Annotated in this window: 16 protein-coding genes and 3 pseudogenes; 13 read left to right on the forward strand and 6 right to left on the reverse strand. The window is 52.7% G+C overall.

What is annotated here, in order from left to right:
- Positions 1-65 precede the first annotated feature (65 nt).
- The 6 genes from C3406_RS02815 (at position 66) to crtB (ending at position 6,363) form a co-directional block, all read left to right on the forward strand.
- On the forward strand, positions 66-638 hold the full coding sequence (locus tag C3406_RS02815; RefSeq protein ID WP_103823453.1) for a DUF2239 family protein: 573 nt from the start codon (positions 66-68) through the stop codon (positions 636-638).
- Positions 639-848: 210 nt separating this feature from the next.
- Positions 849-1,769, forward strand: a complete 921-nt coding sequence (locus C3406_RS02820; RefSeq protein ID WP_103823452.1) for a polyprenyl synthetase family protein — start codon at positions 849-851, stop codon at positions 1,767-1,769.
- Positions 1,766-2,794 carry a type 2 isopentenyl-diphosphate Delta-isomerase gene (fni, locus tag C3406_RS02825; RefSeq protein WP_103823451.1) on the forward strand — a complete coding sequence of 343 codons (1,029 nt, stop codon included), beginning with the start codon at positions 1,766-1,768 and terminating at the stop codon, positions 2,792-2,794. Before C3406_RS02820 ends, fni begins: the two co-directional genes overlap by 4 nt.
- Positions 2,794-3,969: a lycopene beta-cyclase CrtY gene (gene crtY, locus C3406_RS02830; protein ID WP_103823450.1), complete on the forward strand. Its 1,176-nt coding sequence runs from the start codon at positions 2,794-2,796 to the stop codon at positions 3,967-3,969. The genes fni and crtY overlap by 1 nt, the downstream gene beginning before the upstream one ends.
- Complete coding sequence (locus tag C3406_RS02835) at positions 3,962-5,440, forward strand: phytoene desaturase (protein WP_103823449.1); 1,479 nt, start codon at positions 3,962-3,964, stop codon at positions 5,438-5,440. Before crtY ends, C3406_RS02835 begins: the two co-directional genes overlap by 8 nt.
- Entirely contained in the window at positions 5,437-6,363 is a 927-nt protein-coding gene (gene crtB / locus C3406_RS02840) for a 15-cis-phytoene synthase CrtB (protein WP_103823448.1), read from the forward strand. The genes C3406_RS02835 and crtB overlap by 4 nt, the downstream gene beginning before the upstream one ends.
- Here the strand turns inward: crtB and C3406_RS02845 are convergent.
- Together C3406_RS02845 and C3406_RS02850 are read right to left on the reverse strand one after the other, a co-directional pair.
- Positions 6,302-6,838 (reverse strand): sterol desaturase family protein, encoded by a 537-nt coding sequence (locus tag C3406_RS02845; protein WP_103823447.1) that lies wholly within the window; start codon positions 6,836-6,838, stop codon positions 6,302-6,304. The two genes, crtB and C3406_RS02845, sit on opposite strands and share 62 nt — an antisense overlap.
- A gap of 234 nt (positions 6,839-7,072) precedes the next feature.
- Positions 7,073-7,690 (reverse strand): hypothetical protein, encoded by a 618-nt coding sequence (locus tag C3406_RS02850; protein WP_103823446.1) that lies wholly within the window; start codon positions 7,688-7,690, stop codon positions 7,073-7,075.
- Positions 7,691-8,053: 363 nt separating this feature from the next.
- Here C3406_RS02850 and C3406_RS02855 point away from each other — a divergent pair.
- The 4 genes and pseudogenes from C3406_RS02855 to ptuB all read left to right on the forward strand — a co-directional run.
- Positions 8,054-9,147, forward strand: a pseudogene (locus C3406_RS02855) (replication endonuclease); the annotation flags it as partial.
- Positions 9,148-9,907: 760 nt separating this feature from the next.
- Positions 9,908-10,840 (forward strand): retron St85 family RNA-directed DNA polymerase, encoded by a 933-nt coding sequence (locus C3406_RS02870; RefSeq protein ID WP_103823443.1) that lies wholly within the window; start codon positions 9,908-9,910, stop codon positions 10,838-10,840.
- A gap of 2 nt (positions 10,841-10,842) precedes the next feature.
- A complete protein-coding gene (locus C3406_RS02875) occupies positions 10,843-12,477 on the forward strand; it encodes an AAA family ATPase (protein WP_103823442.1) in 1,635 nt (544 codons plus the stop codon).
- Positions 12,478-13,158, forward strand: a complete 681-nt coding sequence (gene ptuB, locus C3406_RS02880; RefSeq protein ID WP_103823441.1) for a retron Ec78 anti-phage system effector HNH endonuclease PtuB — start codon at positions 12,478-12,480, stop codon at positions 13,156-13,158.
- Positions 13,159-13,163: 5 nt separating this feature from the next.
- Here the strand turns inward: ptuB and C3406_RS02885 are convergent.
- The 3 genes and pseudogenes from C3406_RS02885 to C3406_RS02895 form a co-directional block, all read right to left on the reverse strand.
- A pseudogene (locus C3406_RS02885) lies at positions 13,164-14,152 on the reverse strand (phage portal protein).
- Positions 14,152-15,212 (reverse strand): annotated as a pseudogene (locus C3406_RS02890) (phage terminase large subunit family protein); the annotation flags it as partial. The pseudogenes C3406_RS02890 and C3406_RS02885, both read right to left, overlap by 1 nt.
- A 411-nt stretch (positions 15,213-15,623) precedes the next feature.
- Complete coding sequence (locus tag C3406_RS02895; protein ID WP_103178853.1) at positions 15,624-17,309, reverse strand: aspartate:alanine antiporter; 1,686 nt, start codon at positions 17,307-17,309, stop codon at positions 15,624-15,626.
- Between the two features lie 273 nt (positions 17,310-17,582).
- Between C3406_RS02895 and C3406_RS02900 the strand changes: the two genes are divergently transcribed.
- Positions 17,583-17,972 carry an inner membrane protein YbjM gene (locus tag C3406_RS02900; RefSeq protein WP_103823440.1) on the forward strand — a complete coding sequence of 130 codons (390 nt, stop codon included), beginning with the start codon at positions 17,583-17,585 and terminating at the stop codon, positions 17,970-17,972.
- Positions 17,973-17,985: 13 nt separating this feature from the next.
- Here C3406_RS02900 and C3406_RS02905 read toward each other — a convergent pair whose 3' ends face one another.
- Complete coding sequence (locus tag C3406_RS02905; protein ID WP_103823439.1) at positions 17,986-18,255, reverse strand: GrxA family glutaredoxin; 270 nt, start codon at positions 18,253-18,255, stop codon at positions 17,986-17,988.
- 181 nt (positions 18,256-18,436) lie between these two features.
- Between C3406_RS02905 and nfsA the strand changes: the two genes are divergently transcribed.
- Together nfsA and rimK are read left to right on the forward strand one after the other, a co-directional pair.
- Positions 18,437-19,159 carry an oxygen-insensitive NADPH nitroreductase gene (gene nfsA / locus C3406_RS02910; protein ID WP_103178856.1) on the forward strand — a complete coding sequence of 241 codons (723 nt, stop codon included), beginning with the start codon at positions 18,437-18,439 and terminating at the stop codon, positions 19,157-19,159.
- Between the two features lie 72 nt (positions 19,160-19,231).
- Positions 19,232-20,134, forward strand: coding sequence for a 30S ribosomal protein S6--L-glutamate ligase (gene rimK, locus C3406_RS02915; protein ID WP_103823438.1), 903 nt, complete (start codon positions 19,232-19,234; stop codon positions 20,132-20,134).
- The last annotated feature ends 60 nt before the right edge of the window (positions 20,135-20,194 follow it).

Consider the following 20,194-nt stretch of genomic DNA (forward strand, 5'->3'; position numbering starts at 1 on the left):
AAAATTGGCACCATTCTCATTATCTGCCTACGCTTATATTTTTACCCGGATAAAAAGGCAAGCACATGCCCGCTATCACCCTCACTGCCTTCTGGCGGCAGCAGCAGATTGCGCACGGAACCCTGAGCGAACTGATGCAGCAGCTACAATCCGTTAACATCGGTCGTGAAACCGTTTTCATTTTCAACGATCGCAGCGGCAAACGCCTCGATATTCATCTTCATGAAGATATTGCCAGCGCCCTGGCGGTCTACCCGGAGCTGGCGGAAAGTACCGCGGTGAAAACCCGTGGACGACCAAAACTGGGCGTGTCGGCAAAAGAGGTCACCCTGCTGCCCCGACACTGGGAGTGGCTGGCCACGCAGCCCGGCGGCGCTTCCGCCACGCTGCGCAGGCTTATCGATCAGGCGAGGAAAAGCGCTAAACCGGCGGATAACAAGCGCCAGCGCCACGACCGCGCCTATCACTTTATGTACGAAATCGCGGGGGATCTTCCTGGCTACGAGGCCAGCATGCGCGCGCTGTTTGCCGACGATGAAGCGGCATTTACGGCCAGTATCGCAAGCTGGCCGCAGGATATTCGCGAGTACGCGCTACGGTTAGCTTTTGGCAAAGAGGAAGAGAGCCACGACGCCTAAAATCTCTACAAATGTAAATTTTTGTGCAATTTGCTGGTTGGTTTTTATTTCAATGTATTGATTTTAAAAAGATTAAAATCTACCCCTGCTTTCTCTTTTCCTGTCAGGCAACAAAACGCAGAAGGATACGCTACGCTTTGTAAACCAGCCTGCGGCAAGCGTTTTTACCTCTTCTGCGGACGTCGCCACCATAACACCGGGGAAGCCACTATGACCCACAGTCATGAAGATGATGTGAAGATGCTGCTGTCTGCGTTTGAGCAACGTCTCGAACAACTTTTGCCCGCGGGGGAGCAGGAAGGGCAAGTCTATGCAGCCATGCGTGATGCCACGCTTGTCGCGGGCAAGCGTATGCGCCCTTTGTTGCTGCTGCTGGCGGCGCGAGATATGGGCTACAAAACAGAGCCGACGGGCATTCTCGATTTGGCCTGCGCCATTGAGATGGTCCATGTCGCCTCCCTGATCCTGGATGACATGCCCTGCATGGACAACGCGACGCTCCGCCGCGGGCGGCCTACGGTTCACTACCAGTATGGCGAACACGTGGCGATCCTGGCGGCGGTGGCGCTGCTCAGTCACGCTTTTTGCGTTATCTCCCGCGCGCCTTCGCTGACCCACGAGGCAAAAGCGCGGGCGATGGCTGAGCTTTCTGCGTCGGTGGGGCATATGGGGCTGGTGCAGGGGCAATTCCGCGATCTCAATGAGGCCCGCCAGAGCCGAAATACCGATGAGATCCTGCTGACCAATGAGCTGAAAACCAGCAGCCTGTTCAACGCCGCTCTGCAACTGGCGGCCATTGCCGCCGACGCGCCGCCTCCGGTCAGCGAACGGCTGCGCTTTTTTGCCCGCGATCTCGGCCAGGCCTTCCAGCTGATTGATGACCTGACCGATGGCTCCAGTGCCAACGGCAAAGATCCGCATCAGGATAAAGACAAATCGACGCTGGTAGCCGTGCTCGGGGCAGAGAGTGTCTTCCTGCGGCTGCGCGAACACGTGCGCAGCGCCGATCAGCATATCGCTACCGCCTGTCAGCCGGGAAATACCGCCCGCTACTATGTTCACATCTGGTTTGAAAAACAGCTGACGCTTATCAGCCAGAGCCTGTCGTTATCCCTGTCGGAGTGTCAATGAGCAGCCTGTCGCAACGTAAAAGCGATCATCTCGATATCGTACTGAACAGCATGCCCGGCGTAAAAAAATGTACCAGCGGCTTTGAAAAATGGCGCTTCGGGCATTGCGCACTGCCCGAACTGCATCTTGATGAGATTGACCTCTCGACCCCGCTGTTTGGCCGAACCCTGAACGCGCCGCTGCTGATAAGCTCCATGACCGGCGGCACCCGACGGGCGAGCCAGATTAACCAACACCTTGCCATTGCCGCACAGACACTGGGGCTGGCGATGGGGGTGGGCTCCCAGCGCGTGGCGCTGGAGAGTGACGCCAGATATGGCCTGACGCGCGAACTGCGATCTTTTGCCCCGGACATTGTGCTGATGGCGAACCTCGGCGCGGCGCAAATCGCGGGACCACAGGGGCTGGATTATGCCAAACGGGCCGTCGAGACCCTCGCGGCGGATGCGCTCATCATCCACCTTAACCCGCTGCAGGAGGCGCTGCAGCACGGCGGGGATCGCAACTGGTACGGCGTCATCGACGCCATCCATCGCACCGTCGAGGCGCTGGATGTGCCGGTGGTGGTGAAAGAGGTGGGTAACGGAATTTCAGTTCCGGTAGCCCGCAAGCTGGCGGCGGCGGGAGTGGCGATGCTGGATGTCGCCGGTGCCGGGGGCACCAGCTGGGCGGCGGTGGAGGGCGAACGCGCCGTTAACGCCCACGACCGGGCGGTGGCGATGGCCTTTGCCGACTGGGGGATCCCGACCGCGACGGCGCTTCAGGATCTGCATCAGGCACTGCCCGATATGCCGCTGGTGGCCTCGGGTGGGATCGCCAACGGCATTGAAGCGGCAAAAGCGATCCGCTTAGGCGCAAGCCTGGTGGGGCAGGCGGCCGGCGTGCTGCAAAGCGCGTTAACCTCCAGCGAGGCGGTTATCGACCATTTTCAGGTGATCATCGACCAGCTGCGCGTCGCCTGCTTCTGCACTGGCAGTGCAAACCTGGCCCAGCTGCGTCAGGCCACGCTGGTGGCACAAACGTAATGGCGCCAGCGTGGGACATCATCTTAGCGGGCGGCGGACTGGCCAACGGGCTGATCGCCTTACGCTTGCGACAGCTACAGCCGACGCTGCGCGTACTGCTTCTTGAGGCTGACAGTAAGCCTGGCGGGAATCACACCTGGTCCTTTCATGAGGGCGACATTACACCGGAACAGCATCGCTGGGTTGCCCCACTGGTGGCTCACCGCTGGCAGGGGTATGACGTCCGCTTTCCTGACCTGAACCGCACCCTTCCCGGGGACTATCTCAGCATCACTTCCGAACGTTTTGCCGAGGTGTTGACCGCGACCTGCGGCGACAATCTGCATACCCGTGCCGCTGTCACCGCGCTCACGCCGACGTCGGTGACGCTTGCTGACGGTACCACGCTCCAGGCCCGGGCGGTCATTGATGGTCGGGGCTACATGGCGGACAGGCATCTTACTACCGGGAGCCAGTCCTTTCTCGGCCAGCAGTGGCGTCTGAGCCAGCCCCACGGCCTGACCCGGCCCATCCTGATGGATGCCACGGTCAATCAGCAGGGCGGGTATCGTTTTGTCTACACGCTGCCGCTTTCTGCGAACGAACTCTTGATCGAAGATACCCACTACGTTGACGCCGCCCGACTGGATGCTGGTGTTGCGCGGCAAAACATCGCCGATTACGCCCGCGAGCAGGGCTGGGGGCTGGCGCATCTTGAGCGCGAAGAGCAGGGCGACCTTCCCATTATGCTGGCGGGCAATTTCCCGGCCTACTGGCAGGGGCGAGACAAACAGCCGTGCAGCGGACTGCGCGCCGGGCTGTTTCATGCCACCACCGGCTATTCCCTGCCCCACGCGGTGGCGCTGGCCGAGGCCATTGCCGCAAGCGCGGATAGCAGCGCAGCCGCGCTTTTTTCCGTTATCCATCGCTACGCCCTGCGCCAGTGGCGCGAGCAGCGCTTTTTCCGCTCCCTCAACCGCATGCTGTTCCTGGCGGGGGATGCCGATAAGCGCTGGCAGGTGATGCAGCGGTTTTACTCTCTTAACGAAGGGCTGATTGCCCGCTTTTACGCCGGGCAGCTGACCCTGGCCGATAAAGCGCGGATCCTGGCAGGCAAGCCCCCGGTACCCGTCGGCGAAGCGATGCTCGCCATACTGAAACTCACTCCCCGGATGCGAGCGTTTCACCATGAATAAAACAGTGATTATTGGCGCCGGTTTTGGCGGATTAGCGCTGGCCATTCGGCTGCAGGCGCAGGGCATCAACACGCTTCTGCTGGAGCAGCGGGATAAGCCCGGCGGACGCGCTTACGTTTATCACGACGAGGGATTCACCTTTGACGCCGGGCCGACGGTGATAACCGATCCCAGCGCCATCGAAGAGCTCTTTACACTGGCCGGCAAACGCATGGCCGATTATGTCGAGCTGCTGCCGGTGACCCCGTTCTATCGCCTCTGCTGGGAGACGGGAGAAGTCTTTGATTACGACAACGTGCAGACCCGGCTGGAAGAGCAGATAAGACGATTTAACCCGCGCGACGTGGAGGGCTACCGCAAGTTTCACGCTTATTCGCGGGAGGTGTTTAACGAGGGCTATCTCAAGCTTGGCACGGTGCCGTTCCTCTCTTTTCGCGATATGCTTCGCGCCGGGCCGCAGCTTACCCGCCTTCAGGCCTGGCGCAGCGTCTACAGCATGGTCTCCCGCTTTATCGAGAATGAACAGCTGCGCCAGGCGTTCTCGTTTCATTCCCTGCTGGTGGGGGGCAATCCCTTCGCCACCTCGTCCATTTACACCCTGATCCACGCCCTTGAGCGGGAGTGGGGCGTCTGGTTTGCCCGCGGGGGAACCGGGGCGTTAGTGCAGGGGCTGGTGAAGCTCTACCAGGACCTGGGCGGCGAGCTACAGCTGAATGCGGAGGTGACCCGGCTGCAGGCCGACGGCGATCATATCAGCGCCGTCACGCTCAAAGATGGCCGGACGATCCCTGTCGCAGCGGTGGCCTCCAATGCCGACGTGGTGCATACCTACGAAAAGCTACTGGGACATCATCCCACAGGGGCGGCGCGCGCGGCCTCGCTCAAGCGCAAACGGATGAGTAACTCCCTGTTTGTGCTCTATTTTGGCCTCAACAAGCAGCACGATCTGGCCCACCACACCGTCTGTTTCGGGCCGCGCTATAAAGCGCTTATCGACGAGATATTTAATAAAAACGCCCTGGCGGAGGATTTTTCCCTCTACCTGCATGCCCCCTGTGTCACCGACCCCTCCCTGGCCCCGCCGGGCTGCGGCAGCTACTACGTGTTAGCGCCCGTGCCGCATCTGGGGACGGCGGATCTCGACTGGGACGTTGAGGGGCCGCGCCTGCGTGACAGGATTTTTGCCTATCTCGAAGCCCACTACATGCCAGGGCTGCGTAGCCAGCTGGTGACTCACCGCATGTTTACCCCCTTTGATTTTCGCGACCAGCTTGGGGCGCATTTGGGCTCCGCCTTTTCGGTAGAACCGATCCTGCGCCAGAGCGCCTGGTTCCGGCCGCACAATCGCGACAGCCGCATCCCCAACCTCTACCTGGTCGGGGCGGGTACCCACCCAGGCGCCGGTATTCCTGGGGTGATCGGCTCGGCCAAAGCAACGGCAGGACTGATGCTGGAGGCGCTTTCCCGATGAACACAACCCTGATGGATCACGCCACCGACACCATCGCCGTGGGATCAAAAAGTTTTGCCACCGCCGCGAAGCTGTTCGATCCCGCCACCCGGCGTAGCGTGCTGATGCTTTACGCCTGGTGCCGCTATTGCGACGACGTGATCGACGGGCAGGAGCTGGGGTTTAACGTCACTCCCGTGGAGATCGCCCCGGCCGAGCAACGCCTTGAGATGCTCAAACGCCAGACCCTGCGCGCCTGGGAGGGGGGTGAGATGCATGAACCCGCCTTTGCCGCTTTTCAGGAGGTGGCGCTGGGGCACAATATCCCGCTCCAGCTGGCTTACGATCATCTGGATGGCTTTGCCATGGACGTGCGCGAGACCCATTACGAGACCTTCGATGACACCCTGCAATACTGCTATCGCGTGGCGGGGGTGGTGGGGCTGATGATGGCGAGGGTGATGGGTGTGCGCGATGAAGCGGTGCTCGATCGCGCCTGTGATTTAGGCCTGGCGTTTCAGCTCACTAATATTGCCCGGGATATTGTCGAGGATGCCCGGGTTGGTCGCTGCTATCTGCCGGCCCGGTGGCTGGCAGAGGCGGACATCGACCCAGCGGCAATGACCTCACCCCAGATGCGCCAACCCCTCGCGGGCATTGCCCAGAGGCTGGTAGCCGAAGCCGAGCCTTACTATGCCTCTGCCCGGCAAGGTCTGGCTGGGCTACCGCTGCGATCCGCGTGGGCAATTGCCTCGGCGCACGGGGTCTACCGTGAAATTGGCGTGAAGGTGAGCGCGGCGGGTGCCCGCGCCTGGGATAATCGGCAGGGCACCAGCTCGGTGGAAAAATCGGGATTACTGCTAAAAGGCGCCTTGCTGGCGCTTACTTCTCGTTTTGCGACGCCGTCGCCGCGTCCGGCTCAGCTCTGGCAGCGCCCTCGCTAGCTGCGCGACGCGCCTTGCGCTGGCGTAACGTCGCCTGCAATTTTTCTACCGGCGGGGCATAGAGAAAACCAAAGGAGACGCAGTCCTCTTTGCCCCGCACCGCATGGTGCAGGCGGTGCGCCAGATAGAGGCGCTTGAGATAACCTTTGCGCGGGATATAGCGAAACGGCCAGCGCTGATGCACCAGCCCATCATGCACCATAAAGTAGAGCGCGCCGTAGGCCGTCATCCCGGCACCAATCCACTGCAGCGGCCACAGGCCCCACGTTCCCAGCGCAATCAGCACAATCGCCAGCACCGCGAACACCACGGCGTAAAGGTCGTTCACCTCAAACCAGCCTGTGCGCGGCTCGTGGTGCGATTCATGCCATCCCCAACCCCAGCCGTGCATGATGTATTTGTGGGACAGAGCGGCGACGAGTTCCATGGCGGCAACGGTTAAAAGCACGATCACTGTGTTGTACAACGCGAGCATTGGGGCTCCTTGGGCTCGGGGAAGAGAGGGCTCAGGTATTAAGCGTAACAGGTAATTGGAGGAAGGGGGGGGCGAAGTATGCGAACCGGATTTTATGATAATAAAATCGGTGACCGCTTGTAACATCCCATGGCAAAAGGATGTGATAAAGACATTTAAGCTAAATAAATAACCTGGAGTCAGCGTTATGCAGTCCTGATGATCCAGGTTGTTGCCATTATTTATAGGCTGTCGCTAAAGAATATTATGATAATTAAGATAACCGTACCATACTGCAATTGCAGCACCATAAATAACAGTGACAATCCATCCTTTGTTTAATTTTGGTGACGTAAAGTGAAAAGTCTTTTCTTTTCTTATCGCAACATAAGTCGTTAAACAATAACCCAGGACGGCTAAAAGTATGAACAGTGAAAGAAATAGTTTGACGATATTGTCTATTGTCAAATCTTGAGGGTTATCATAAAACAATATGCCAAAGTTGATAAAAGTCAAAAGCGTTAAACCGGTCAATGCACCTGCTATCCAGATAAGGACATCGGAAGTGAAACGTCTGAACGTGTGATAGAATTTTTTAACATTCTGAGATTTTGGGGAAGAGATGCTCTCACGGTGTTTTGTATATAAAGCAATGAGTACCATAATTGTGCTTACCGGAAAAACAAAATTCAGAGCAGGCATGGTTGATGCATAGGCTTTCATTAAATAATCTGCTGCAGAATAATTATTGCTTCTCCAGTTAATAATTAGCGTTATTAAAGGAAATAGCGTCCAGATAGAAGCCCGATACAAGAGATCGCGGTATATTGTTACTTTAAGAAGTTCGTCGAACCAATTGCTTTCAACTTTCATTCGTATTCCTCAGTTTGCGCATATAGTGAAAGGTGAGATGAGCTTATCGGCAAAAATCAGTAAAATATGAGGTTTATTTTACCGCGTAAATTGATGGCTATTAATTGAAACAAAAATGTGCTTAGTAAATTTGCTATTATTTATGTAGAACATTACGCGACCGTCGGGGTGACCAGGTTTGAGAATGTACATTTTCCTTCCCGCACCCCGCGCAGAACTTACATAAGTGTGTAAAGTCTGGTGTCATTGGTCAATGAATAAAGATGGCTCAAAACAGCCTTGAAATCTTCGTCTTATTCTGCTGTGGGATCCAGCCCTAAAAGTGCACGGATCACTCCCTAAAAACCTTGCAATTTATTTGGTTATGGCGTCCGCGTTGCTGAACCACATCATGACGGCACCGTGCACTGGCACCTGCTGTGCTTCATGCGCAAAAAAGACCGCAAATCCATCACCGCGCTGCTGCGTAAATTCGCCATTCGTGAGGACCGGGAGGAGCTGGGCACCAATACCGGGCCGCGCTTCAAGTCTGAGCTTATCAACACGCGCAAGGGTACACCGACCAGCTATATCGCCAAATACATCAGCAAGAATATCGACGGGCGCGGGTTGGCGCAGGAAATCAGTAAAGAAACGGGCAGATCACTGCGTGATAACGCTGAGAACGTAAACGCCTGGGCTTCGCTGCACCGTGTTCAGCAATTCCGCTTCTTTGGTATCCCTGGCCGTCAGGCGTACCGCGAGCTGCGCTTGCTGGCCGGGCAAGCCGCGAGAGCGCATAGCGATAAAAAAGCAGGTGCACGGGTGCTGGAAAATGCGCGGCTTGATGCCGTGTTAGCTGCGGCTGGTGCGGGCTGCTTTGCCACCTACATCATGAAGCAGGGCGGCGTTCTGGTTCCCTGCAAACATCACCTTATCCGTACCGCATATGAGCTGAACGACGAGTGGGGCACCTACGGCGATCACGGAATCCGCATCTATGGCATCTGGTCTCCGATTGTGGAGGGCCGGATCTGCACGCGCGTGATGAAGTGGAAAATGGTTCGCAAGGCCGTTGACGTTCAGGAGGCGACAGCCGACCAGGGCGCTTGCGCCCCTTGGACTCGTGGCAATAATTGTCCCCTGTTGAAAAAACGTATCAAACAGGGGGCGAATCTCCAGGTGGCGAAGAACTTGTAGCGCTGCCGGACTTCGAGAACATGAGCAAAAAGGAACTGCGCGAGCTGACGGCGAGGCTAAGACTGGTCAAACCGAAGCGCCGGAAAGGGTACAAACAGGAAATTACTGAACATCAAAGGCTGCAGCTCGATGCGGAGCTGAGATGCAGGGGCTTTGACGCCAGTGAAATGGAAGTGGATCTGCTTTTGCGTGGGGGCAGTATCCCATCTGGAGCTGGACTGCGCATCTTCTACCGTAACCTGCGACTACAGGAGGATGACAAATGGCGACAGTGGTAATGTGAAGGCGGTAATGAGGCTATCTATTAATCAAAGAGTTAGCTGCGTAAAAAACCATTTCAGCTTTAAATTCATATGTTTTACTGTATATATAAACAGTATTAAGGGGAGGGGGTTGTGAACGATTTGTTCATGGAGTCACTTGCATTGCAGCGGATAGAACTTATGGCCCGGCTGGTCGCCAGCTCAGATTGTAGCGATGACGACAAAGAGGTGGCGATCTCGTGGTTGTCGGAGCTAACTAGCGATCTGGTTACCAGGCTGAATGAATATGGAGTAGGGCATGATGAGAGTACGCATTAGTGATTTCGCACCATGGGAAACTCCCTTCCATATGGCATCCTGCGGTTTGAGAAAGCAGTGCATGTCTATGGTGCATGGATTCGCATGATACAAAAAGGATCGCAACGGGTCGGGGCCGCCAGAACTGGCGCGCTTTCCGGCTCGTCATGGACCTGCATGAAAACCACTACACAAAGCGGGCAGGCGTGGCGGGGATACGAGCGCGCGCCTTGCTATATTATTGCTTGTTCATTAAAATCACAGAGCTCTTTAGCGTAGGAACATAGGTTCCAGCCGGGTGTTTAGCCAGGCTTAAATTTATTGTCCAGTTTAGGGTTGCGAAAGACACAGAGTCCTCCTTCGCATCCCTGGCTGGTACCAGATATGCGAAGGAGGACTCTGCGTCTTTCGCTGTCTTTAGTGAAGAGTCGGAGCGCTATGCAATTTTGCATAGCGCTTTGGTTTTAGGAGAAATTATATGCAGCTAACTTCAAAAATTATTAAAAAATTTAATTATGAAAGGTTAGCTTTTGAACAGTTATTAAATGAAGCACCCAAAAAATATAAGGTTTATTATATTCCAAAGCGTGGTGCCGGTTTTAGAGTAATTGCGCAACCAACAAAAGAATTAAAGAACGTCCAGCGCTTTATAGTTTCTTTGTTAGAACCAATTTTGCCTGTCCATCATAAGGCTATGGCTTACCAGTTAAATAAAAGTATTAAGGATAATGCTTATCTACATAAGGATAACTCCTATGTTCTCAAAATGGATTTCCAAAATTTCTTTAATAAAATAAAACCAGATCTATTTCTTACAAAAATAGAAGCCTCTAACTTAGAGTTGGAATCCTTGGATAAATTTGTATTAAGGAATTTGCTTTTTTGGCGGCCTGGTACTAAAAGAAGCATTACTTTGATCCTCAGTATTGGCGCTCCCAGCTCGCCTTTTATCAGCAATTTTATTATGTACGATTTTGACCGAAATGTTGACGATTGGTGTTTGAATCATGGCGTTGTTTATTCCAGATATGCTGATGACATAACCTTTTCTACAAATACTAAGGATCTTTTAGTATCAGTTCCTAAAATGGTTAAAAAAATGCTCTCAGAGTATGTGCCAGGTCTAACAGTTAACGAGTCAAAGACGATATTTACTTCTAAAGCTCACAATCGACATGTCACTGGGGTGACGTTGACTCCGGAAGGGAAGTTATCTGTAGGACGAGAACGTAAAAGAATGCTTTATGCAAAGATGCATCAGTATTATTTAGGGATGTTATCAACTGAAGATATAAATAAAGTAAGGGGCTTAGTGACTTTTGCTAATTATATAGAAGGTGATTTTATATTTCGGTTGAAAAAGAAGTATGGAAACGAATTAATCGATAGGTTTCTGAAGGAGGGATGTTAGAAATGATTAATAAATTAAGCATTGAAGAATGCTATTTGGATTTTTTAGCGTTAACAGAGAATGTAAAAAATGAAGAATATCTAAAAAATTCTTTAGAAATTGAGAGGTTGAAATCTGCCATTAGTGAGTCAAGGTTTCATCTAAATAAACTGGCTATTCATGATTTTAAGAGAATAAGAGAATTACAGTTTAGTTTAGAAGAGGATTTAACAGTTTTTGTCGGTGATAATGGGTTTGGTAAAAGCAGTATTTTAGAGTCGATCGCTATAGCATTAAGCTGGTTAAGGTCAAATATTGAGAAAGAGAATAAGCCTGGAAGCTATATAAAATTACATGAGGTCAATAACTCTGCTGACGTGGATTATGCTTCAATTACAGCAAATATAAAAATCAAAGACTTACATACTGGCGTATTGATAACAAAATCCAAAGAAGGTGCGCAAATCTCAAGGACTAATGATCTATTTGAGGTTAAAAAATTAGCCAGTATTTATAGACTTATAAATAGATATGTAGATAACGCCAGTCTTCCACTTATGGCGTATTATTCCATTACACGTTCTTACGCAGGGGGAGGGGTTGATAAAAAAAAGAGAGCTAACAAAGCAAAGTCTATTTGGTCCAAATTTGATGTCTATAATGAAATAGAATTTGATAGAAATGACTTTACTGATTTTTTCCAATGGCTTGTTTTTCTCAATAACAGGGCATCTCACGAAAGATTAAATAAATCTGAAAAGACACTCGATGCCCTTTATTCTGATATTGACAAATTAAAATTGACTTTATCTCAACTCTCTAACGTTTCCAATATCGATATGAATGTAATAAGAGGGCTTGAGATATCTTTGAATGAAAAAATAGGTTTCTTGGATGGTTATAGTCAAGTTGAAATTAAAGATAATAAAGCAATCTCTTTATATGAAAAGGTGATAAAAACCATACTTACTTTTTTACCTGAATTTGAAGAGATTAAACTTGTATATAGTGATGATGATTATATCCTTCAGTTAAGTAAGGGAGGTGTGCTGCTTGATATCCAACAGCTATCCCAAGGGGAGAAAGCAGTATTTACTTTAGTCGGTGACATGGCAAGGCGTTTGAGTTTATTAAACCCTCAGTTAGATAACCCGTTAATGGGTTATGGAATTGTGTTAATTGATGAAATAGATTTGCATCTTCATCCTCAATGGCAACAGACAATTATTGAAAGATTAACATCAACCTTTCCTAATATCCAGTTTGTAGTTACTACACATAGCCCGCAGGTTTTATCGACTGTTAATAGTCGGTCTGTCCGTATTTTACAAAAAAATGATATAGATGGAGAGGATGAATTAATAGTATCACATCCCGATTACCAAACAAAAGGAGTAAGTAATCAAGATGCGTTATTATATGGAATGAAAACTGATCCTATTCCAAATACCAAGGCTAATATATTATTGGAAAAATACAAAGAGCTTGTTGAGCTTAATCGATATTCTGATAACGAAGCATTAAGTTTGAGAAAAAGCCTTATAGAACATTTTGGAGAAGACCATCCTTTAATCAAAGAATGTGATGATTTAATCTCAGTATTGAAGTTTAAAGATAAGATTAAAAAACGTTCAGAAGATAAAAAAGGAATGAAGTGAATGAAACATTTGATTCGTCAAATTGATGGGCCTTCTGTTTTAAATAATTACAACTATATAAATCATAATTGGGATTCGTTATCATCAGAAGACAAAAGAGCAATATGGGAAGGTCTTATAAAAATGCAAGGGAAACTATGCGCATATTGTGAAAAAAAAATAGATCATACTCGAGCCGAACGCCGAGCAGCCGTAAGGCATATTGAACATTTTTATAGGAAAAATGATTATAAAGAATTAACATTTGAATGGTCAAATTTATTTGGGTCATGCGGTGAATTAAACAGGTGTGGGTTTTATAAAGATAAGCAAAAATATGATGATCATGAATTGATCAAGGCAGATGTTCATGATCCTGAAAAATATTTCATTTTTTTTGAAACAGGATCCATTAAAATTAGGGAAGGTTTGAGTCATCAGGAAAAGAAGATGGCTGAAGTGACCTTAAGGGTCTTTAACTTGAACCCTGAAATAGGTGGTGTTAAAGCTGAAAGACGCGATGCCATATATAAGAGTATGACTTTAATTAATAAATATGTTGAAGTGGCTGCTGAATTAATTACAGCAGGTGAGGATGAGGACGAAGTAAGAAGTATGGTTGCTGAAGAGTTTTACAACGAGGTTAAAGAAAGATGTTTTATCACTGCGATAAAACATGCTTTCGATAATAGGTTGCCTTGAATACTTTACGGGATGATGTATTTATCGAAGTTTATAATGCTCATCCCAATCCATCTATTAAATTCTTGTGTTCTTTTTTATAAAGGAACTAATTCGTTTTTTACGAATACATGGCTGGCCTTTTCTATATCCCCAAACCCCCAAACATTGTTTGGCATGATCCCTATCATTTGCGGCGGTACGCGGTGTGCTGCCATCATATCGTCGTCCCGGCTCACGTTCTTGATATTCAAAAACTCATCCTTTGCCGCGACTTCTGACAACGGGATGATCTGAATCCCGTCCTTTTTGCCGTTCGGCGAATACATAAACAGGTTGCGGAAATTACCCGGACTCTTGGCGCTTTTCATGGCCTGACGGATATTGTTCACGTCCTCCTGGTTCTGTGCGGCGTCGGTCATATACATGATGAATCCCGCATGGCTGCCATTGATATAATACTTCCGGCGGAACAAGGTGGCGGACAGGTATTCCGTCAGGCCGTAAATCTCCTGGTTTAAGTCCGGTTCCATCAGGTGAAAGATGCTGCCTTTTGTGAACTCATAGGGCTGCGTGGTCATGCCGTATTGCACAAACCAGTAGGTATCCAGATCCACGCCGCGGCGAGTATATTTCGCCAGCGATGGCTCAAGAGACAGAATACCGCCGAGCCGGTTCGTCCGTTTCTCCAGATAGGCGTTACCGAATACCAGATAGTCCTGCACAAACCGGCTGAATGCCTGCTGGCTCAGCAGCGGGTGCGGTATAAAGGTGCTGGTCAGAATGTTTCGCTTCACCGCAATCGGGGAGCTGTGATGCACCGCCGCGCGATAGGTGCGCGCAGCCCGTCAAAACTCACCGGCGGCTCATACCAGCAGTCCATCTGCACACATTCTACATAGTCCAGTAGCTCCCGGCGGTCCAGTACCGGGATCGGGTCGCCAAAGCTGAATGCTTCTGTGGCCGGGCCGCTGCTGCGCTGAACTGCGGCAAGGTTTTTCTTGTTCTTGCCCATCAAAAAATCTCCACAATATTGCTGGTATTGGCGGCTTCGCCCTGCAGCGGTTCGTTAAACAGTGCGTGCATCGTTGCCCAGGCCAGGTCTGTATGGCTGGCTTCTTCGCTGCGGCTGGCTTCGTAGGTGGGGCGGTTGCCGCTGGCGGTGGTGGCGCGCCGGATAGCCATGAATGACTGCGCGATGTCGGTGTGCCCAGCGTCAAACTCCAAGCGGCGGTGGCTGATAATGTCGTATGCCTTGAGCACCAGGGCGTTTTTGACGTTGGGGTTGTAGACAAACTCCCGGACCGCTGGGAAGAACGCCTTCACGTTCTCATACACGCCGTGGCCGATGCCGGTCGAGTCAATGCCGATATAGGTCACGTTGTACTGCTGCGTCAGCTTTTTGATCGTGTCAGCCTGGGCGCGGAAGTCCATCCCACGGCACTAGTGCCGCTCAAGAATGCGGAACTTGCCGCCCGGCACTGTGGGCGGTGCCATCACCACGCATCCGGCGCTGTCGCCGTTCTGCGTACCTTTCGCCGGGTCATAGCCGATCCAGACTTCGCGCCAGCCAAACGGGCGTAGCGCCAGCGCCTGAAAATCGGACCATACTTCCCAGCTGTCCACCATGCAGGCCTGCAGCTCGCTCAGCGGGAACACTGACGCCAGATCGTCAATAAACTTGCACATCAGCAGGTTCTGGTATTCGTCCGGGCTGTACTCCATGCGCAGCTGGTCGATATCAAACAGGTTACAGCCACCACGCACCGCATCTTCCACGGTGACGATCTGGCGGTCCTGGCCGTCCGGGCAGAGCAGGCCCGGGGCCAGATTGCTGTGGGTCAGGTCAATAGCCACCTTGTCCGCTTTGGCGCGGCCCCGGTTGAAGAGTGCGCCGGACCAGAACGGATAGGCGCTGTGGGTCAGGCTGGACGGTGTGGAAAAGTAGGTCTGCCGCTATTTTTTGTGAATGGCCATCCCGGAGGCCACTTTGCGCAGCTCCTGGAATTTCGGTATCCAAAAATATTTTCTAGTTACAGATTGCAGTGGTAGCTCTGCGCTGTGCGGACGTTGGTGGTGGATTGGTTGGCGGCGTTGCTACGAATCTCGCTCCTGCTTCACACGGTCGTATGATGGAGCAATTGGCGCAAGAGATATGCCGCACTCAGCAACACAATATCAGGCTGTAGCTTGATTCCGATGGTAGCGGTTAGGAGTTGCGTCGGGCCACGACTGGCAACAAGAAAGGCCGTATTTAGCGCCAGTTGTTTGCGAAGGAGCCGGAATTCAATAGCTTAAGTGATTTATCTGTAAAATTATAAATTCAAGACAACAAAAAACCCATCAACCTTGAACCGAAACGGCGGGGTTGATGGGCTCCACAAATTGGGGACATCAAAGAAAAGCAGTGGCAATAGTTATGACTGACGTCTGGCAGAAAAGTTCTGCGCATAGCGAAAATTTTTTCGTCATTGCGCAAAAATTTTTTATCCCAGACCCGGCCAGATGATGATGATTAGCGTCCCCGCGAGGGTTAACAACACGTTAGCGATGGCATAGGTGCCCGCGTAGCCCAGCGCCGGAATGTTGCTGCGCGCGGTATCGCTGATGATTTCCATCGCAGGCGCGCAGGTACGCGCCCCCATCATGGCGCCAAACAGCATGGCGCGGTTCATGCGCAGCACGTAGGCGCCGAACAGGAAACAGATCACCACCGGCACCAGGCTCACAATCAACCCGGCCACCAGCATCTGCCAGCCTACCGCGCCCAGGCTGTGGCCAATGCCGCTGCCCGCGCTTAAGCCGACGCCCGCCATAAACACCATCAGGCCAAACTCTTTCACCATATTCAGCGCCCCCTGGGGGATATAGCCGAAGGTGGGGTGGTTGGCGCGCAGGAAGCCGAGCATGATCCCGGCAAACAGCAGACCGGCGGCGTTGCCGATGCCAAAGCTGAAATTGCTGAACTGGAAGGTAATCATCCCAATCATCAGGCCGACGATAAAGAAGGCGCAGAAGGCGAGCAGATCGGTCACCTGACTGTGAATGGAGATAAAGCCGATGCGATCGGCAACGGTCTTCACGCGGCGCGTGTCGCCGCTCACCTGCAGCACATCGCCCTTGTTCAGCACGATGTTGTCGTCGATAGGCATCTCGATCTGGCTGCGGATCACCCGGTTGAGGAAGCAGCCGTGGTCGGTCAGTTTAAGCTGTCCGAGACGGCGGCCCACGGCGTTGTGGTTTTTCACCACGATCTCTTCGGTGACGATGCGCATGTCCAGCAGATCGCGGTCGAAGACCTCTTTGCCGTTACGGAAGCTGGGGTCGAGACGGGCGTGCGCATCTGGATAACCCACCAGCGCAATGTCGTCGCCCATCTGCAACACCGCGTCGCCGTCCGGGTTCGCCAGAATGCCGTTACGGCGGATGCGTTCGATATAGCAGCCGGTCTGGCGATAGATGCCCAGCTCGCGCAGGTTTTTACCGTCCGCCCAGGCCACCAGTTCCGGGCCGACACGGTAGGCGCGGATCACCGGCAGGTAGACCTTGCGTTTGCTGTCCGTATCCAGACCGCGTTCGCGGGCGATTTGCTGGGCGCTGGTCTGCAGATCCTGATGCTGTAACTTCGGCAGATAGCGTGCACCCACGATCAGGCTCACCAGACCAATCAGATAGGTCAGGGCATAGCCGAGGCTGAGGTGATCTAACGCCATAGAGAGCTGGGCGTTATCCAGCCCCAGATGGCGCAACGTATCCCCCGCACCCACCAGCACCGGCGTGGAGGTCATCGAGCCGGCCAGCATGCCCGCCGTCAGGCCGATATCCCAGCCAAACAGTTTGCCTAAGCCTAACGCAATCAGCAGGGCACTGCCGACCATCACCAGCGCCAGCATCAGATAATTTTTACCGTCGCGGAAGAAAATTGAAAAAAAGTTAGGTCCGGCTTCAACACCTACACAAAAAATAAACAGCATAAAGCCCAGATTAAGGGCATCCGTGTTAATACTGAAATGTTGCTGGCCTAATAATAACGAGACGACTAAAACGCCAATAGAATTACCAAGTTGGATTGATCCGAGGCGTAATTTACCCAGGCACAGACCCAGCGCCAGTACCACAAATAATAGCAGGATGTAATTCCCGTTTAACAATTCTGCGACGTTTATGTTCACGAAGGATAACTTCTTGTTTACCAGTAAGTGGTTGAAGGGACAGGTGATTTAGGCTACTGTTTTCCCGGTGTTGAGGAGCGCTGCGGCTCCCGGCCGCACACTATAATATATATCAAATAATAATACCAAACTATTACTTTATTTATAACAGACAGCAACATCTGCTCATGATTGCGTAACGACGCGCCGTTCAGGCATGGAATGCCATATAAACCATCTGATTGTGCGTCCAGTGGACGAAAAATGAATTTGCCCACGCTGTAGGGGGACGATTTGAATATTAAACGTAACTGGTTTGGGGTGGCTTGCTGTTTTTTACTTTTTACTGGTGTATGCATCTGCCTGACGTTCAACGTAAGAGGGGCATTTATTGCCGCCGGGCGTCCTGAGCTGGGATTATTGTTCTTCACCCTACCAGGTGCTGCCGCCAGTTTTGTCTCCCGTGGGGGAGAGGTCATCCGGCCGCTGGTCGGTGCGATGCTCGCTGCGCCCCTCTGTCTGGTAGTGATGCGTCTGGTCTTTATCCCGTCGCGCACCATCGTGCAGGAGATGGCATGGCTGTTAAGTGGGGTCTTTTGGTGTGCGTTGGGGGCGCTGTTCTTTCTGTTCGTGCGCCGGGCGCTGGAGAATCGTCGTGCGAGAATAAAAACGCCCTCAGAGTGAGGGCGCGAAAGGCTTACTGGGCAGCAAACAGCCCGAGGTTCGCTTTGGCATAGGCTTCAAAATCGGTAAAGCCGCCAATGTGGTTCTGGTCGAGGAAGATCTGCGGTACGGTTTCAACCGGCTTACCGACGGTTTTTTCCAGATCGGCTTTGGTGATGCCTTCAGCATGAATGTCCACGTAGCGGTAGTTAAAATCATCACGCTCAGCGGTCAGTTTTTCTGCCAGATCTTTTGCGCGCACACAGTAAGGGCAGCCTGGACGTCCAAAAATTACTGCAAACATGTTCTCTCTCCTGAAACTAAGCCTGACGGCGAATGACGCTATATTGCCGATAACTATCGGTAATGAAAAGCAGGTTCTGCCTGTTACATTGATATCTCCAGGCTATGTTTCGCCAATTACAGCCGCCTTTTCTTTGCCTATACTGGCGATATTGTCATTAACGCCCGTACAGAGAGACCGCATGACGCCTGTAATTGATCTGCTTCGTTCCCACCGTTCCATTCGCCATTTTACCGATCAACCCATCAGCGATGCCCAGCGTGAGGCCATTCTTGCCGGTGCGCAGGGTACCTCCAGCTCCAGCTTCCTGCAGTGCAGCTCCATTATCCGCATTACCGATCCCGCGATGCGCGAGCAGCTGGTGACCCTCACCGGCGGGCAGAAGCACGTGGCCGAGGCGGCGGAGTTCTGGGTCTTTTGCGCCGACTTCAACCGCCATCTGCAAATCTGCCCTGAGGCGCAGCTGGGCCTCGCCGAGCAGCTGCTGCTGGGCGTGGTGGATACCGCGATGCTGGCGCAAAATGCGATGACGGCGGCGGAGTCGCTGGGGCTGGGCGGGGTTTACATTGGTGGTATCCGCAACAGCATTGAGGCGGTGACCGAGCTGCTGCAGCTGCCGAAGCACGTCCTGCCGCTGTTTGGCCTCTGCCTCGGCTGGCCGGCGGATAACCCGGATGTTAAGCCGCGCCTGCCTGCGGCGATGGTGATGCATGAAAACCACTATCAGCCGGTCGATAAAGCGGTGCTGGCGCAGTACGACGAAGAGCTGGCGAACTACTACCTCAGCCGCGCGACCAATAACCGCCGCGACACCTGGAGCGACCATATCCGGCGCACCATCATCAAAGAAAACCGTCCGTTTATTCTCGACTATTTGCATAAACAGGGCTGGGCAACGCGATAAGGTCATTCATCCTGCGCCTGCCTGCGTGTATGATACGCAGGCTTTTACCAGATCATGTCTGAGAGGTGCAGGGTGAAAATTGCCATATTGTCCCGGGATGGAACGCTCTGGTCGTGTAAACGCCTGCGTGAAGCGGCGCAGCAGCGCGGCCATCTGGTGGAAATCCTCGATCCGCTGTCCTGCTATATGAATATCAGCCCGGCGGCATCTTCTATTCACTATAAAGGGCGCCAGCTGCCGCATTTTGACGCGGTTATTCCGCGCATTGGCTCAGCGATCACCTTTTATGGCACCGCCGCGCTGCGCCAGTTTGAGCTGCTCGGCAGTTATCCGCTAAATGAATCCGTGGCGATCACCCGGGCGCGTGACAAACTACGCTCCCTGCAACTGCTGGCCCGCCAGGGAATCGACCTGCCGATCACCGGTATTGCCCATTCGCCCGACGACACCCACGATCTGATCGAGATGGTCGGCGGCGCGCCATTGGTGGTTAAACTGGTTGAAGGCACCCAGGGCATTGGCGTGGTGCTGGCCGAAACCCGCCAGGCGGCAGAGAGCGTGGTGGATGCGTTTCGCGGCCTGAACGCGCACATTCTGGTGCAGGAGTACATTAAAGAGGCGAAAGGGCGCGATATTCGCTGCCTGGTGGTGGGCGATGAAGTGGTCGCCGCCATCGAGCGTCAGGCGAAAGAGGGCGATTTTCGTTCTAACCTGCATCGGGGCGGCGTGGCCCGGGTGGTGGAGATCACCCCACGCGAGCGGGAGATGGCCCTGCTGGCCGCCAGAACCCTGGGGCTGGACGTTGCCGGGGTCGATATCTTACGCGCCGACAGAGGGCCGCTGGTGATGGAAGTCAACGCCTCGCCAGGGCTGGAAGGCATTGAGAAAACCACCGGGATTGATATCGCCGGGAAGATGATCGGCTGGATTGAACGCCATGCCACGCCGGAGTTTTGCCTGAAAACGGGCGGATAACTGGCCTGCCGCGCCGTGTGGCCTGGGCCAGGCACTATTTTTTTGAAGGGGTTCCACCGT

It is taken from the genome of Leclercia sp. LSNIH8, assembly GCF_002920195.1.
GTDB lineage: Bacteria > Pseudomonadota > Gammaproteobacteria > Enterobacterales > Enterobacteriaceae > Enterobacter.

Excerpts from the sequence above, each read along its gene's own strand:
- C3406_RS02815 (WP_103823453.1), top strand. The coding sequence starts at position 66 with ATGCCCGCTATCACCCTCACTGCCTTCTGGCGGCAGCAGCAGATTGCG.
- C3406_RS02820 (WP_103823452.1), top strand. The coding sequence starts at position 849 with ATGACCCACAGTCATGAAGATGATGTGAAGATGCTGCTGTCTGCGTTT.
- fni (WP_103823451.1), top strand. The coding sequence starts at position 1,766 with ATGAGCAGCCTGTCGCAACGTAAAAGCGATCATCTCGATATCGTACTG.
- crtY (WP_103823450.1), top strand. The coding sequence starts at position 2,794 with ATGGCGCCAGCGTGGGACATCATCTTAGCGGGCGGCGGACTGGCCAAC.
- C3406_RS02835 (WP_103823449.1), top strand. The coding sequence starts at position 3,962 with ATGAATAAAACAGTGATTATTGGCGCCGGTTTTGGCGGATTAGCGCTG.
- crtB (WP_103823448.1), top strand. The coding sequence starts at position 5,437 with ATGAACACAACCCTGATGGATCACGCCACCGACACCATCGCCGTGGGA.
- C3406_RS02845 (WP_103823447.1), bottom strand. The coding sequence starts at position 6,838 with ATGCTCGCGTTGTACAACACAGTGATCGTGCTTTTAACCGTTGCCGCC.
- C3406_RS02850 (WP_103823446.1), bottom strand. The coding sequence starts at position 7,690 with ATGAAAGTTGAAAGCAATTGGTTCGACGAACTTCTTAAAGTAACAATA.
- C3406_RS02870 (WP_103823443.1), top strand. The coding sequence starts at position 9,908 with ATGCAGCTAACTTCAAAAATTATTAAAAAATTTAATTATGAAAGGTTA.
- C3406_RS02875 (WP_103823442.1), top strand. The coding sequence starts at position 10,843 with ATGATTAATAAATTAAGCATTGAAGAATGCTATTTGGATTTTTTAGCG.
- ptuB (WP_103823441.1), top strand. The coding sequence starts at position 12,478 with ATGAAACATTTGATTCGTCAAATTGATGGGCCTTCTGTTTTAAATAAT.
- C3406_RS02905 (WP_103823439.1), bottom strand. The coding sequence starts at position 18,255 with ATGTTTGCAGTAATTTTTGGACGTCCAGGCTGCCCTTACTGTGTGCGC.
- nfsA (WP_103178856.1), top strand. The coding sequence starts at position 18,437 with ATGACGCCTGTAATTGATCTGCTTCGTTCCCACCGTTCCATTCGCCAT.